This is a genomic window from Pseudomonas lundensis (assembly GCF_001042985.1).
GTDB lineage: Bacteria > Pseudomonadota > Gammaproteobacteria > Pseudomonadales > Pseudomonadaceae > Aquipseudomonas > Aquipseudomonas lundensis.
Genome location: NZ_JYKY01000004.1, coordinates 158,477 through 174,119, shown reverse-complemented (window position 1 = coordinate 174,119; position 15,643 = coordinate 158,477). Strand labels below are relative to the sequence as shown.

Sequence of the window (15,643 nt, the reverse complement as noted above, 5' to 3'; positions counted from 1 at the left end):
AGAAGAACGATCAACAACGCACCACCCGACTATTCGCTTAGATAGCGACCAACGGTCGGGTGATATAAAGACACCGCAAAAAAACCGGCCCCTGTGAACACAGCCTTTGTCGCAGCACGCAGGCTGGCGAAAATCCCAAGAGCGCCGCGCCTGTGCCTCTGGCGCGTCTATCGGTCATGACCTTCGCGAGCCGGTGTGCTCCAGCAAAATCAGGGGGTTTGGTGATGTTTGCCGTGCCGAATTGCGCCATTCATGCGTAGGAAACCGGCATCAATCGCGACGAATTGTCGCAGATAGTATTCTTTGTTGATTGAACGTTCAATCAAAACAAAATAGACTGGCCGCCGTTCAGTGAGCTTCCCTGCACTGTCCGCCGGCCCAAGGAGATGAGCAAAAATGCCCAAGGTCGGTATGCAACCCATACGCCGTCAGCAGTTGATTGAAGCCACGTTACAGGCCGTCGATCAGGTTGGTATGGCGGATGCCAGCATTGCGCTGATTGCCCGTTTGGCCGGCGTGTCGAACGGCATCATCAGCCACTACTTTCGAGACAAGAACGGTCTGATTGCCGCCACCATGCGGTACTTGATGAACGTCTTGATCGACAACGTCACCGAGCGCCGCCAAGCGTTGGGTGACGACAGCCCCAGGGCGCACTTGCAGGTCATCGTTGAAGGCAACTTCGACGCCAGCCAGGTCAGTGGCCCGGCAATGAAAACCTGGCTGGCCTTTTGGGCCGCCAGCATGCATCAGCCGTCGTTGCGCAGATTGCAGCGGATCAACGATCACCGCCTGTATTCCAATCTGTGCTGCCAGTTCCGTCGTGTATTGCCGTTGGCGCAAGCCCGCTCGGCAGCCCGCGGACTGGCGGCTCTCATCGATGGTCTTTGGTTGCGGGGTGCCCTGTCGGGAGACGCTTTCGACACCGAGCAGGCGCAACGCATCTGCTACGAATACATGGATCTACAACTGGCGAAACAGGTGAGTTAGGCCTCAATGACTGCTTAACCCCTGAACTGTCGTGAATCTGAGTTGCCCCAATCAGATGGCATCCAGTGACACGATCAACGCCAACCACTTATGCACTTGCGAGGATTTTATGGCCCGTTTCGAACTGCAAAAACTTTACATCGACGGCGGCTACACCGACGCCAGCAGCGATGCAACCTTCGATGCCATCAACCCGGCTAACGGCGAAGTCCTCGCCCAAGTGCAGCGTGCGACCAAAGAAGACGTCGAACGCGCCGTTGTCAGCGCTGAAAAAGGCCAGAAGATCTGGGCCGCCATGACCTCCATGGAGCGTTCGCGCATCCTGCGCCGTGCCGTGGACATCCTGCGCGAGCGCAACGATGAACTGGCCGCACTGGAAACCCTGGACACCGGCAAGTCGTACTCCGAAACCCGTTACGTCGACATCGTGACCGGCGCCGACGTACTGGAATACTACGCAGGCCTGGCCCCAGCCATTGAAGGCGAGCAAATCCCGCTGCGTGACACCTCGTTCGTCTACACCCGTCGCGAGCCGCTGGGCGTTGTGGCCGGTATCGGCGCGTGGAACTACCCGATCCAGATCGCCCTGTGGAAATCGGCTCCGGCATTGGCCGCGGGCAACGCGATGATTTTCAAGCCAAGCGAAGTGACGTCGCTGACCACCCTGAAACTGGCTGAAATCTTCACCGAAGCCGGCCTGCCGAACGGTGTGTTCAACGTTCTGACCGGCAGCGGCCGTGAAGTCGGCACCTGGCTGACCGAGCACCCGCGCATCGAGAAGATCTCGTTCACCGGCGGCACCGACACCGGCAAAAAAGTAACGTCCAGCGCCACCAGCTCTTCCTTGAAGGAAGTGACCATGGAACTGGGCGGCAAGTCGCCGCTGATCATTTTCGACGACGCCGATCTGGACCGCGCTGCCGATACCGCAATGATGGCCAACTTCTACAGCTCGGGTCAGGTCTGCACCAACGGCACTCGCGTGTTCGTACCGACGGCGCTCAAAGCCGCCTTCGAAGCCAAAATCCTGGAGCGCGTTGCGCGCATCCGCATCGGTAACCCGGAAGACGAGAACATCAACTTCGGCCCGCTGGTTAGCTTTGCTCACATGGAAAGCGTGCTGGGCTACATCGCCAAGGGTAAAGAAGAAGGCGCCCGTCTGCTGTGCGGCGGCGCACGTCTGACCGAAGGCGCACTGGGCAAAGGCGCCTACGTGGCCCCGACCGTGTTCTCCGATTGCACCGACGAGATGACCATCGTTAAAGAAGAAATCTTCGGCCCGGTGATGAGCATCCTGACGTACGACACCGAAGAGGAAGTCATCCGTCGCGCCAACGACACCGAGTTCGGTCTGGCCGCCGGTCTGGTGACCAAGGACCTGAACCGTGCGCACCGCGTGATTCATCAGCTGCAAGCCGGTATTTGCTGGATCAACGCCTGGGGCGAGTCCGACGCAAAAATGCCAGTAGGCGGCTACAAGCAGTCGGGCATTGGCCGCGAAAACGGCATCAGCTCGCTGGCGCAGTACACACAGATCAAATCGGTACAGGTCGAGCTGGGCGATTACGTTTCGGTGTTCTAAGCCTGGCACAAGGCTGCGAGCACGCCTGTACGGCCTCTGCAAAAACGGGTTGGCGCACAACCCTTCGCAGCCTTGGGCAGCGACTTCGGTTTATCTATTTCAAAGAGGGTGCATTTTATGTCCCAAGAATTCGACTACATCATTATTGGTGCCGGTTCTGCCGGTAACACCCTGGCGACCCGTCTGACGGAAGACCAGGGCGTCACCGTGCTGCTGCTTGAAGCGGGCGGCCCGGACTACCGTTTCGACTTCCGTACCCAGATGCCTGCGGCACTGGCGTACCCGTTGCAAGGCCGTCGCTATAACTGGGCGTTCGAAACCGATCCAGAGCCGCACATGGACGGTCGCCGCATGGAATGTGGCCGTGGCAAGGGCCTGGGCGGCTCGTCGCTGATTAACGGCATGTGCTACATCCGTGGCAACGCGATGGACTACGACGGCTGGGCGAAAAATCCGGGCCTGGAAGACTGGAGCTACCTGGATTGCCTGCCGTATTTCCGCAAGGCAGAAACCCGTGACATCGGCCCGAACGACTACCACGGTGGCGACGGCCCGGTGAGCGTGACCACGCCAAAAGCCGGTAATAACGTGCTGTTCCACGCCATGGTTGAAGCCGGTGTGCAAGCGGGCTACCCGCGCACCGAAGACTTGAACGGCTATCAGCAGGAAGGTTTCGGCCCGATGGACCGTACCGTGACGCCGAACGGCCGTCGCGCCAGCACCGCACGCGGCTACCTGGACACGGCCAAACAGCGTTCGACGCTGAAAATCGTCACCCATGCCCTGACCGACAAAATCCTGTTCGAAGGCAAGCGCGCAGTGGGCGTGGCGTACATGGTGGGCGACAGCGATACGCGCATTGAAGCCAAGGCACGCAAAGAAGTCCTGCTGTGCAGCGGCGCCATTGGTTCCCCGACCGTGTTGCAACGTTCCGGTGTGGGCCCCGCCGAGCTGTTGAACAGCCTCGACATACCCGTGGTGCATGACCTGCCGGGCGTTGGCCGCAACCTGCAAGACCACCTTGAGCTGTACCTGCAATACGCGTGCACGCAGCCGGTTTCGCTGTACCCGTCGCTGTTGTGGTGGAACCAGCCGGCGATCGGTGCCGAGTGGCTGTTCATGGGCAAAGGCATTGGCGCGAGCAACCAGTTCGAAGCCGGTGGTTTTATCCGCACCCGCGAACATTTCGAATGGCCGAACATTCAGTACCACTTCCTTCCGGTCGCGATTAACTACAACGGCAGCAATGGCGTGAAAGAACACGGTTTCCAGGCACACATGGGTTCCATGCGTTCGCCAAGCCGTGGCCGGATCAACGTGAAGTCCAAGGACCCGCGTGAGTACCCGAGCATCCTGTTTAACTACATGTCCACCGAGCAGGATTGGCAGGAGTTCCGCGACGGCATCCGCCTGACCCGTGAAATCATGCAGCAGCCGGCACTGGACGCGTACCGTGGCCGCGAAATCAGCCCCGGTATCGACAAGCAGACGGACGAAGAGCTGGACACGTTCATCCGCGAACACGCCGAGACCGCGTTCCACCCGTCGTGCTCGTGCAAGATGGGCACCGACGAGATGGCGGTTGTAGACGGCGAAGGCCGCGTGCACGGCATGCAAGGTCTGCGTGTGGTCGATGCCTCGATCATGCCGCTGATCACCACCGGCAACCTGAACGCGCCAACGATCATGATCGCCGAGAAAATCGCCGACAAGATCCGTGGCCGCGCACCGTTGCCACGCAGCACCGCCGATTACTACGTGGCAGGCGACGCACCAGTGCGTGGCAAGCCGCTGCGTGACGTGAGCCGTACGGCGCAGTAAGCAAGCCTGAACCTGCAACCGCTGGCGCAACCTGTGCCAGCGTTTGCAGGTTTTTTCCCGCATGTGTTTCATCTTCCCCCGCTTGCCCCGGCCTCAACGCAGGCCTACTCTAGTGCCTCGTTTCGCGCCACACCCCCCCGCCCCACCCGACATGCCAGCACCTGCCTGGCCACGAGGTTTTCTATGTTTGATGTTGTTTCTTCGAGCAAATGGCCAACCGGCTTCCTGATTAATCCAAACGCAGAACCTCTCGATCCGAAGTGGCTGACCGAGTTCAGCAAAATCCCTGCCGCCGCCGTGAGCGACTGCCTGGGCCGCAATGTCGGCGGTCTGGGCCTCAAGTCTTTCCACGGCAACCGCCCGATGCTGGGCAGCGCGTTGACGGTGCGCGTGCGCCCCGGCGATAACCTGATGATCCTCAAGGCCATGCAAATGGCGCGTCCCGGCGATGTGCTGGTGATCGACGGCAGCGCTGACCTGACCCGCGCCGTGTTCGGCGGCATCATGCGCGCCATGGCACTCAAGGCTGGCATCGTCGGGGTGGTCATCAACGGCGCCCTGCGTGACCTGGACGAGTGGCAAACCGGCGAATTGCCCGCCTACGCCATCGGCGGCGTACACCGTGGCCCGAGCACCGACGGCGGCGGCGAAATCAACGTGCCGATCTCGTGTGCCGGGATGCTGGTGATGCCTGGCGACCTGATGATTGGCGATGGCGACGGTGTGGTTGCCGCGTCGCGCAGCGAACTGCCTGAACTGCTGATCCGCTGCCATGACCTGCTGGCGCGTGAGCAAGCCACGCTCAAAGCCATCGAAGAAGGCACCCTGGACCCGGACCGTTTCGACGCCATCCTGCGCGCCAAGGGCTGCCCGGTTTAAAACGCTACGCTGCGTTGTCCTGACCCTCGCCGGCGCGAGAGGGTCGGGGTGAAGGCCGGTTCGCGCTCAGTCAGGAGTTCTGTGCATGTTCGATTTCTACCCTCAGCTCAAGCGATGCTTTGCCGCGTTGCACACCCGGGCCGAGTTCCATTCGTTGCGGTATGTGCGCGAATCCGGGCAGTTTTTGTCGGTGCGCAAGAATGTCGCAGAACCTCCTTACTTCAGTCAGGACCAGGGCGTGATGCTCACGGCGCGGGTCAACGGGGTCGAGGCCTATGCGGCCACTCATGACTTGACGCCCGCCGGGTTGCAGGCAGCGCTCGAACGCGCCGAGCAACTGGCGCGCCTGATCGCCAGCCACGCCCTGCTCGATTTGACGCAGGAGCCGGTTTCCAGCGAGTGCGCCGATTACTGCTCGCCCGACCTCCATCAGCCCTTCCCTTCCCTGAGCGATTGCTACGCGCTGCTGGGCGCCGAGTCCGCTGCGGTGCCGAAGGACGAGCGACTGGTGAGTTGGGACGTCAGCCTGGGGCTTACCCACGTCGAGCAGATCTACCTCAACAGTGCGGGGGCCGAGGTGCGCCAGGCGCAGCGGTTTGTCTATCCGGGGATGTCAGTCACGGCGTTCGACGGCCACGACAGCCAGACCCGCAGCCTGGGCCGCGAGAACTTTGGCCAGCAGGGCGGCGCCGATGTCATCCACCGCAGCGGGCTGGTGGGCGCTGCGCCCAACGTGGCGGATCAAGCGCTGCAACTGCTGTTGGCACCCAACGCGCCTCAAGGCAAACGTGACCTGCTGCTGATGCCAGACCAAATGATCCTGCAAATCCACGAATCCATCGGCCACCCGCTGGAACTGGACCGCATCCTGGGTGACGAGCGCAATTACGCGGGCACCAGCTTTGTCAAAACCAGCGACTTCGGGCAACTGCAATACGGCTCGCCGTTGTTGAACGTGACCTTCGACCCCACCCTGGCGGAGCAACTCGCCAGCTACAGCCACGATGACGACGGCACCCCGGCTCACAAGGCATTCCTGATCCGCGAAGGGCTGTTGCTGCGCCCGCTGGGCGGTGCGCTGTCGCAGTTCCGCTCCGGGCTGGAGGGCGTGGCCAACAGCCGCGCTTGCAGCTGGAACCGACCGCCGATTGACCGCATGGCCAACCTCAACGTGGAGCCCGGCGACCAAAGCCTGCCCCAACTGATTGGTGGCATTGAGCGCGGCATTCTCATGGCCACCAACCGCTCGTGGTCGATTGACGATGCCCGCAACAAATTCCAGTTCGGCTGCGAATGGGGCCAGTTGATCGAAAACGGCGAACTCAAGGGCGTGGTGAAAAACCCCAACTACCGGGGCATTTCCGAACAGTTCTGGCGCAGCCTCAGCGCGGTGGGCGACCTCAGCACATTCAAAGTGCTGGGCACCCCCAACTGTGGCAAAGGCGAACCCAATCAGGTCATCCGCGTCGGGCATGCTTCGCCAGCGTGTGTATTCAGTGATATCGATGTCTTTGGAGGGGATGCCTGATGGATCAATCAATGCGTGAAGCCGGGCATTTCGAAGGGCTGGTCGACGGGTTACGGGCAGCGTTGCGCGGCCCTGAGCGGTTCACCCTGAACTACAACGCCGAAACTTCGACGTTCATCCGTTTCAACAAGGGCAAGGTGCGACAGGCCGGAAACGTGCAACAGGCCAGCCTGAGCCTCAAGTTGATTAACGACGGCCGTCATGCCGATATCCGCGTGACCCTCAGCGGTGAGGCCGAGGTTGACCAATCGCGTCTGGCCCTGGCGTTGCAGCAACTGCGCGAGACCTTGCCGCTGCTGCCGGTGGACCCGTATTTGCTGCTCAGCGCCGAGTCCTGGCAGAGCCGCAACGTACAAGACTCGCCTTTGCCGGACACCGCACAGGTGCTGGACGAAATCCGCAGCGCCTCGCACGGTGTCGACCTGGTGGGCTTCTACGCCAGCGGGCCGATCAGCTATGGCTATGCCAGCTCCGAAGATGCGTTTGGCTGGCATCAGGCCAACAGCTTCAATTTCGACTGGAGCCTGTTCCACAGCAACGGTCAGGCGGTGAAAGCCAGTTACGCGGGCGCCCAATGGGACAGCCAACGCTTCGCCCGGCGCATGCAACTGGCGCGCGAGCAACTGGCGTTTCTTGGCCGCCCGGCCCACGTGTTGGCCCCCGGCCAATACCGTGCCTACCTGGCCCCGGCGGCGCTGGAAGAAGTCATGAGCATGCTGAGCTGGGGCGGGTTTTCGGCGCAGGCGTTGGCCAGCAAGGCCAGCCCGCTGCAAAAGCTCTACGCCGGTGACGCCCGCCTCAGCCCGCTGGTGTCGCTGGACGAACAGGTGAGCCAATCCCTGAGCCCGGCGTTTTCCGGGGAAGGGTATCCGCGCCAGGACTTGTCACTGGTCAGGCACGGCATGGCCGATCAACAACTGGTGGGCTCACGCAGCGCGGCCGAGTATGGCTTGCAGGTTAACGGTGCACTGCCGGGCGAGTCCCCGAGTGCGCTGACGATGGCGCCGGGCACGCTGGAACAGGCCGATATCCTCACGCAACTGGGCACCGGGCTGTACATCAGCAACCTGTGGTACTTGAACTACTCGGACCAGCCTGCCGCGCGCATGACCGGCATGACCCGTTTCGCGACGTTCTGGGTCGAAGACGGCCAGATCATCGCCCCGGTGAACACCATGCGTTTTGATGACAGCGTCTATAGTCTGCTGGGTTCGCAACTGGAAGCGCTGACGGTGGAGCGCGAATGGCTGGTGTCGGCCAGCACGTACGACCAACGCCAGACGGCATCGAACCTGTTGCCCGGCGCACTGGTCAAAACACTCACGTTGACGTTGTAACCTTCCGCGCCATCGCTGCCGCTGGCCCATGCCGCCTGCGGCAGCGACGAAACCGCTGACTTTTCACACGACGAGGTCTTATGCCCGCTCGCCCGGTTCTCAGTCCTGAAACATTGCGCTGGTTGCCGTGGGTGGTCGCCATCGCGTTCTTCATGCAGTCACTCGATGGCACGATCCTCAACACGGCGTTGCCCGACATGGCCCGCGACCTCGATGAGAACCCCTTGCGCATGCAGGGCGTGATCGTCGCCTACATGCTCACGGTGGCCTTGCTGATCCCGGCTTCCGGCTGGATTGCCGACCGCTTCGGCACCAAGAAAATCTTCTTCAGTGCCATCCTCCTGTTCAGCCTCGGCTCTTTGCTGTGCGCGTTGTCCGGCACCCTCAATCAACTGATCGGCGCCCGCGTGATTCAAGGGCTGGGCGGCGCCCTGATGCTGCCGGTGGGGCGGCTGGTGGTGCTTAAGGCGTATCCGCGCTCGGAGCTGGTGCGGATCATGGGCTTCATCACCATTCCCGGCCTGCTCGGCCCGTTGATCGGTCCGACCATGGGCGGCTGGATGGTGCAGTACCTGAGCTGGCACTGGATCTTCCTGATTAACCTGCCGGTCGGCGCGTTCGGCTGTTGGGCGGTCTGGCACTTCATTCCGGATTTGCGCGGCGACGAACGCACCCGCTTCGATGGCCTGGGCTTTTTGCTGTTTGGCGCGGCAATGGTGTTCATCACCATTGCCATGGAGGGGTTGGGCGAACTGCACATGCCGCACTTGCGGGTGATGTTGCTGCTGTTCGCGGGCATGGCGTGTCTGGCGGCGTATTGGCTGCGCGCCGGTAACATCGCCAACCCGCTGTTTTCCCCCAGGCTGTTCAAGACCAAGACCTTTGCCGTGGGCATCCTCGGCAACCTGTTTGCGCGTCTGGGCAGTGGCGCGCTGCCGTTTCTGGTGCCGTTGCTGCTGCAAGTGGCGTTGGGGTATTCGCCTTCTCAGGCCGGGATGAGCATGCTGCCGCTGGCAGGCGCCGCGATGCTGGCCAAATGGGTCGCGCGGCCGCTGATCGAGCGCCTCGGCTATCGCAAAGTACTGACCTTCAACACCTTCGCGCTGGGCATCATGCTGGCCAGCATGGGGTTGGTGACGGCACATACGCCGTACCCGCTGTTGCTGTCGATGCTGGCTGTGCTCGGGGCCATCAACTCGTTGCAGTTCACGGCCATGAACACCGTGACCCTGATCGACCTCGACGACGCCAGCGCCAGCAGTGGCAACAGCTTGCTGTCAGTGGTGGCGCAATTGTCGCTCAGCCTGGGCGTGGCCTGTGCCGGCGCGCTGCTCGGCGGTTTCACGGGCGATGGCGGCGGGGATGGGGTCGACACGGTGCTGGGGGCGTTCCAGTTGACCTTCCTGACAGTGGGCATCATGGCCATGCTGGCGGCGGCGATCTTCCTGCAACTGTCGCCTCAGGATGGCCGTAAGCCCAAAGCCCACTCCGAGCACGAACTGGAACACTGATCGTTGCCGCAGGTTCTGGGCGACAACTCGTCCAGAATCTTCAGGCGAAGGGCCTTGGGCTGTTACACTGCGCGACATTTTGTTTTGCAGGCCAGTCCCGTGACCACCATCGCCACCGCTTTTAATACTTTGCCCTTGTCCGCCGCCATGTTGGCTAACCTCGACTCCCTCGGTTATGCCCAGATGACGCCGATTCAGGCGCAGAGCTTGCCGGTGATCCTCAAAGGCATGGACCTGATCGCTCAGGCCAAGACCGGCAGCGGCAAGACCGCCGCCTTTGGTATCGGCCTGCTGAACCCGATCAACCCGCGCTTCTTCGGCTGTCAGGCGCTGGTGATTTGCCCGACCCGCGAACTGGCTGACCAGGTCGCCAAAGAAATCCGCCGTCTGGCCCGCGCCGAAGACAACATCAAAGTGCTGACCCTGTGTGGTGGCGTGTCCTTCGGGCCGCAGATCGGTTCGCTGGAGCACGGCGCGCACATCATCGTCGGCACCCCGGGCCGCATCCAGCAGCACTTGCGCAAAGGTTCGCTGGTCCTCGACGGCCTGAACACGCTGGTGCTGGACGAAGCCGACCGCATGCTCGACATGGGCTTCTACGACGCCATCGAAGACATCATCGTGCAAACCCCGGAGCGCCGTCAGACCTTGCTGTTCTCGGCCACGTACCCGGTTGGCATCAAGCAGTTGTCGTCCAAGTTCATGCGCAACCCGCAGCAGGTCAAGGCCGAGGCGTTGCACACTGACAGCCAGATCGAGCAGCGTTTCTACGAAATCTCCCCTGAAGAACGCATGAGCGCCGTGACCAAGGTGCTGGGCCATTTCCGCCCGCAATCGTGCGTGGCCTTCTGCTTCACCAAGCAGCAGGTTCAGGAAACCGTCGACCACCTGACCTCCAAAGGCATTTCGGCGGTCGGCCTGCACGGCGATCTGGAACAGCGCGACCGCGATCAGGTACTGGCCATGTTCGCCAACCGCTCGACGTCGGTGCTGGTGGCCACGGACGTAGCCGCCCGTGGTTTGGACATCGATGCCCTGGACATGGTCATCAACGTCGAACTGGCGCGCGATTCCGAAATTCACATTCACCGTGTAGGGCGTACCGGCCGTGCCGGTGAAAAAGGCATCGCCATCAGCCTGGTCGCCCCGTCCGAAGCGCACCGCGCCCAGGCCATCGAACAATTGCAGAAAGCCCCGCTGAACTGGGACACCCTCGACACCCTCACCTCGCAGGGTGGCGCGCCGCTGCTGCCGGCCATGAGCACGTTGTGCATCGGTGCCGGTCGTAAAGACAAAGTGCGTCCGGGCGATATTCTTGGCGCGCTGACAGGCGACGCCGGAATCCCGGGCGCTCAGGTCGGCAAAATTGCGATTTTCGACTTCCAGGCGTACGTGGCCGTGGATCGCACCATCGCCAAGCAGGCCGCTCAGCGCCTGAGCGACGGCAAGATCAAAGGCCGTTCGCTGCGCGTTCGGGTGTTGTAAAACGCTTTAAAAAACTCCCTCGCCCCAACCCTCTCCCGGAGGGCGAGGGGGCAGAATTCAAGATCGTCTCATCTCAGGCCTCCCCCACCGGGAGAGGCCGGGGTGAGGGTAGCTTTTAGTGAGGACTGCGCTGTGCGTTCTACCGACGTTGTAATCATTGGCGCTGGCGCCGCAGGCTTGATGTGCGCGCTGACCGCTGCCGGACGTGGGCGCAAGGTGATGTTGATCGACCACGCCAACAAGGCGGGCAAAAAAATCCTCATGTCCGGCGGTGGACGTTGCAACTTCACCAATATGTACACCGAACCCAACAATTTTCTGTCGCAGAACCCGCACTTCTGCAAGTCGGCATTGGCCCGTTACACGCAGTGGGATTTCATCGCGATGGTGGCCAAGCATGGCGTGCCGTACCACGAGAAAAAACTCGGCCAACTGTTTTGCGACAACAAGTCCAGCGACATCCTTGAGATGCTCCTGGACGAATGCCAGCACGCGGGGGTCAGCCTGCACCTGGACACGTCCGTCGAGCAGATCGAGAAAACCGAAGCCGGTTACACCGTGAACACCACGCTCGATGCGTTGCAGTGCCAATCGCTGGTGATCGCTACCGGCGGCTTGTCGATCCCGACCCTCGGTGCGACCGGTTTCGGCTATCAAGTGGCCAAGCAGTTCGGGCATACCCTGCTGCCGACCCGCGCCGGGCTTGTGCCGTTTACCATCACCGACCAGTTGAAAGCAATCTGCACCGAACTGTCCGGCACCTCGGTGGATTGCCTGGTGAGCTGCAACGATCAGAGCTTTCGCGAGAACATCCTGTTCACTCACCGTGGCTTGAGCGGCCCGGCGATTTTGCAGATTTCATCGTTCTGGAACCCTGGCGATACGGTTGAAATCAACCTGCTGCCCGACCTCGACGCCCTCGACTGGCTGCACAGCCAGCAGGCCGAACGCCCGAACAGCGAGCTGAAAACCCTGCTGGGCGAGATTTTCACCAAGAAGATGGCCAACCTGCTGGCCGAACACTGGTTTGTGTCCAAGCCAATGAAGCAATACACGCCCGGTGAGCTGGCGGACGTGGCGGACAAACTGGCGAGCTGGAAGGTCGTACCGGCGGGCACCGAAGGCTACCGCACCGCCGAGGTGACGCTGGGGGGTGTGGACACGCGCGAAGTGTCGTCCAAAACCATGGAATCGCTGAAAAGCCCTGGCCTGTATTTCGTGGGCGAGGTGCTGGATGTCAGCGGCCACTTGGGCGGCTTCAATTTTCAGTGGGCCTGGGCTTCGGGCTACGCGGCAGCGCAATACGTCTGACCGCGTTGACAGCCCCTGAATTTTTTTGGGGGCGATGTGAACAGTGTCATTGCACTGTCGTCATAACTGGCTCAATTTAGCGAAACGACTCGCAAGGCAACGCCACTTCAATGTCATCGAAAACCGTTCGACAGTCTCTGCGCCGCCTGTGGGCACAGGACAAGTTCAGTTACAGCGTGCGGGTGTTTATCGCCCTGACCGGCAGCATGGCCTTTTGCTGGTATCAGAATGAAATGAAGCTGCTGATCCCGCTGTTTTTGGGGATCATCGCCAGCGCCCTGTCCGAAACCGATGACAGCTGGCAAGGCCGTCTGAATGCCTTGCTGGTGACGCTGGTGTGTTTCACCGCCGCTGCGACCACGGTTGAACTGTTATTCCCCTACCCGCTGTTGATGGTGTGCGCGCTGGCGTTGGCCAGCTTTGGCCTGACCATGCTCGGGGCCTTGGGTGAGCGCTATGGCGCCATTGCCTCTGCCACGCTGATTCTGGCGGTGTACACGATGATCGGTGTCGATCAGCGTGGCGGCGAAGTGACCGACTTCTGGCACGAACCGCTGCTGCTGGTGGCGGGCGCCGCCTGGTATGGCGTGCTGTCGGTACTGTGGCAGGCGCTGTTTTCCAATCAGCCGGTGCAGCAAAGTCTGGCGCGGCTGTTTTGGGAATTGGGGCTGTACCTCAAGCTCAAATCGTCGTTGTTCGAACCGATCCGCACGCTGGACGTGGAAGCCGGCCGCCTTGAGCTGGCCCGTCAGAACGGCAAGGTGGTGGCAGCGCTGAACACCGCCAAGGAAATTATCCTGCACCGGGTCGGCAACTCGCGGCCGGGCTCCACCCTCAGTCGCTACTTGAAGCTGTACTTCCTGGCCCAAGACATTCACGAGCGCGCCAGCTCCTCGCACTACCCTTACAACGCGCTGGCCGATGCCTTCTTCCACAGTGACGTAATGTTCCGCTGTCAGCGCCTGCTGCGCCAGCAAGGGGTCGCCTGCCAGCGGTTGTCCGAATCGATCAAGCTGCGCCAAGCCTTTGTCTATGACGACAGTTTTGCCGAAGCGCTGGGCGACTTGCATGCCTCGCTCGAACACTTGCGCATCCAGAGCAATCCGGCCTGGCGCGGGCTGTTGCGCTCCCTGCGGGCGCTGGCCGCCAACCTCGGCACCCTCGACCGGTTGCTGAGTGACGCCAGCAACCCCGACACCTTGGCGGACGCCACCGACAGCAGCTTGCTGGACCGCTCGCCGCGCAACCTGAAGGATGTGTGGTCGCGTCTGCGCCAGAACCTGACGCCCACGTCGCTGATTTTTCGTCACGCCCTGCGCCTGCCGTTGGCACTGTGCATCGGCTTTGCCATGGTGCACTGGATTCACCCGACCCAAGGCTACTGGATCATCCTGACCACATTGTTTGTGTGCTCGCCCAGCTACGGGGCTACGCGGCGCAAGTTCAGCCAGCGCATCATCGGCACGGCCATCGGCCTGGCGGTGGGCTGGGCGCTGTTCGATCTGTTTCCCAACCCGCTGATCCAGTCAATGTTTGCAGTGGCGGCCGGGGTGGTGTTCTTTATTAACCGCACCTCGCGCTACACCTTGAGCACCGCGGCCATCACCTTGATGGTGCTGTTTTGCTTCAATCAGGTGGGCGACGGCTACGGGTTGTTCCTGCCACGCCTGTTCGACACCCTGGTGGGCAGCGTGATTGCGGCTGCCGCCGTGTTCCTGTTCCTGCCCGACTGGCAAGGGCGGCGCCTGAATAAAGTGCTGGCCAACACCTTGAGCTGCAACAGCCAGTACCTGCGCCAGATCTTGCAGCAATACGCGCAGGGCAAGAGCGACGACCTGGCCTATCGGCTGGCCCGACGCAACGCCCACAACGCGGATGCCGCGCTGTCGACCACGCTGGCCAACATGCTGATGGAACCGGGGCACTTCCGTAAGGATGCGGACATGGGCTTCCGCTTTCTGGTGTTGTCGCACACGCTGCTCAGTTATCTGTCAGGGCTGGGTGCGCACCGCGACACGCAGTTACCGGCCGAGGTGCGCGAACAGTTGATCGAAGGGGCCGGGCGCACGATAGCCGACAGCATTGACCTGATCGCCCAAGGGCTGGTCAACCGTCAACCGGTGGCGGTGCAGAGCGATGACGAGGAAGCACTGGCCAGCGCGCTGGAGCAGATGCCGGATGACATCGACGAAAGCCAGCGACTGGTGCAAACCCAACTGGCGCTGATCTGCCGCCAGCTCGGGCCTTTGCGCACACTGGCCGCGCACTTGATCAAAACCCCGTAAAGCCGTTTAGCGCCTCGGGCGATTAATACGGCCTACATGCCATGGGCTTTGAGCAGGCGTTCAAAACTGCCGTCGGCTTTCATGGCAGTGATTTCACGGTCGAAATCCGAGACGATTTTGGCGTGATCGGGGTTTTGCAGGCTGACCAGAATATGCAGCTGGTTTTCGCTCAAGGCCTTGGGCATGAACTCCACCGCGTTGCGCACCCGCGCCGATTCGCGCGACAGCCGATAGCGCGCCACATACTCGTCTTCCAGCGTCAGGCTCACCCGGCCCGCCACCAGCATGCGCACGGCCATCGCAAAGTTATGCACAGGGACTTTGTTGAGCTGGGTGCTGTTGTCGAACGCGGGGGTATAGGCGTAACCGGGCACATAGGCGATGGCATAACCGGTCAACTGCCCTAGCGTGTCGTATTCAACGGGGGAGTCTTTGCGGCGGATAAAACGCAGGCGGTTTTGCAGATACGGCGCTGAAAACTGCCCGATTTTCTGACGATCTTCATGGAACCAGGCGTTAACCAGCACGTCGTAACGACCGTTTTGTATCCCTTGCAACGCCCTGGCCCACGGCACTTGCTCAAAAGCGCTGGGGTACCCGGCCCGCGCAAGGGCTGTGCTGACCAGATCGGTGGCCAGCCCGCCATTGACCAGCGTGCCATCGGTAAACGGCGGCCAGTGATCGCCCACCAGACGCAGCGTGTCGGCGCTGGCGTGATGAGCCCATAAGGTCAATCCGGACACAATCAAAGCTCTGCGCAAGCGAGACATGCAAGATCCTTAAGGGGCTGCCCACTATTATTTAGCTGCCATTTATTGGGGCCCATCCTGATCAGCGTCAAGGGATGAAGGCCCGGGCCACTTAAAGATAACTCCCAATCGCAGTAGGTTGATATCAAAAAGCCTTATCTGCTG

The 15,643-nt window shown here is 61.4% G+C and carries 11 protein-coding genes; 10 read left to right on the top strand and 1 reads right to left on the bottom strand.

Going from position 1 to position 15,643, the window contains the following annotated elements; translation table 11 throughout:
* Window positions 1-396 precede the first annotated feature (396 nt).
* From betI to yccS, 10 genes are all read left to right on the top strand, one after another.
* Window positions 397-990, top strand: a complete 594-nt coding sequence (betI, locus tag TU74_RS05165; RefSeq protein WP_047295983.1) for a transcriptional regulator BetI — start codon at window positions 397-399, stop codon at window positions 988-990.
* Between the two features lie 109 nt (window positions 991-1,099).
* Entirely contained in the window at window positions 1,100-2,572 is a 1,473-nt protein-coding gene (gene betB, locus TU74_RS05160; protein ID WP_048375412.1) for a betaine-aldehyde dehydrogenase, read from the top strand.
* A 117-nt stretch (window positions 2,573-2,689) separates the two neighbouring features.
* Window positions 2,690-4,393: a choline dehydrogenase gene (betA, locus tag TU74_RS05155; protein WP_047278178.1), complete on the top strand. Its 1,704-nt coding sequence runs from the start codon at window positions 2,690-2,692 to the stop codon at window positions 4,391-4,393.
* Between the two features lie 183 nt (window positions 4,394-4,576).
* Window positions 4,577-5,272 (top strand): RraA family protein, encoded by a 696-nt coding sequence (locus TU74_RS05150; protein ID WP_047278180.1) that lies wholly within the window; start codon window positions 4,577-4,579, stop codon window positions 5,270-5,272.
* 85 nt (window positions 5,273-5,357) lie between these two features.
* Window positions 5,358-6,800 (top strand): TldD/PmbA family protein, encoded by a 1,443-nt coding sequence (locus TU74_RS05145; RefSeq protein WP_048375410.1) that lies wholly within the window; start codon window positions 5,358-5,360, stop codon window positions 6,798-6,800.
* Complete coding sequence (locus tag TU74_RS05140; protein ID WP_048375408.1) at window positions 6,800-8,137, top strand: TldD/PmbA family protein; 1,338 nt, start codon at window positions 6,800-6,802, stop codon at window positions 8,135-8,137. The genes TU74_RS05145 and TU74_RS05140 overlap by 1 nt, the downstream gene beginning before the upstream one ends.
* Before the next feature lie 80 nt (window positions 8,138-8,217).
* Window positions 8,218-9,648 (top strand): multidrug transporter subunit MdtD, encoded by a 1,431-nt coding sequence (gene mdtD / locus TU74_RS05135; protein ID WP_047278187.1) that lies wholly within the window; start codon window positions 8,218-8,220, stop codon window positions 9,646-9,648.
* A 147-nt stretch (window positions 9,649-9,795) separates the two neighbouring features.
* On the top strand, window positions 9,796-11,133 hold the full coding sequence (gene dbpA, locus TU74_RS05130) for an ATP-dependent RNA helicase DbpA (protein WP_231740598.1): 1,338 nt from the start codon (window positions 9,796-9,798) through the stop codon (window positions 11,131-11,133).
* 132 nt (window positions 11,134-11,265) lie between these two features.
* Window positions 11,266-12,444 carry a BaiN/RdsA family NAD(P)/FAD-dependent oxidoreductase gene (locus TU74_RS05125; RefSeq protein ID WP_047278189.1) on the top strand — a complete coding sequence of 393 codons (1,179 nt, stop codon included), beginning with the start codon at window positions 11,266-11,268 and terminating at the stop codon, window positions 12,442-12,444.
* Between the two features lie 110 nt (window positions 12,445-12,554).
* Complete coding sequence (yccS, locus tag TU74_RS05120; protein WP_048375406.1) at window positions 12,555-14,729, top strand: YccS family putative transporter; 2,175 nt, start codon at window positions 12,555-12,557, stop codon at window positions 14,727-14,729.
* A 32-nt stretch (window positions 14,730-14,761) separates the two neighbouring features.
* On the opposite strand, the gene TU74_RS05115 is transcribed toward yccS, so the two are convergent.
* Window positions 14,762-15,499 (bottom strand): substrate-binding periplasmic protein, encoded by a 738-nt coding sequence (locus TU74_RS05115; RefSeq protein ID WP_047279383.1) that lies wholly within the window; start codon window positions 15,497-15,499, stop codon window positions 14,762-14,764.
* Window positions 15,500-15,643: the final 144 nt, after the last annotated feature.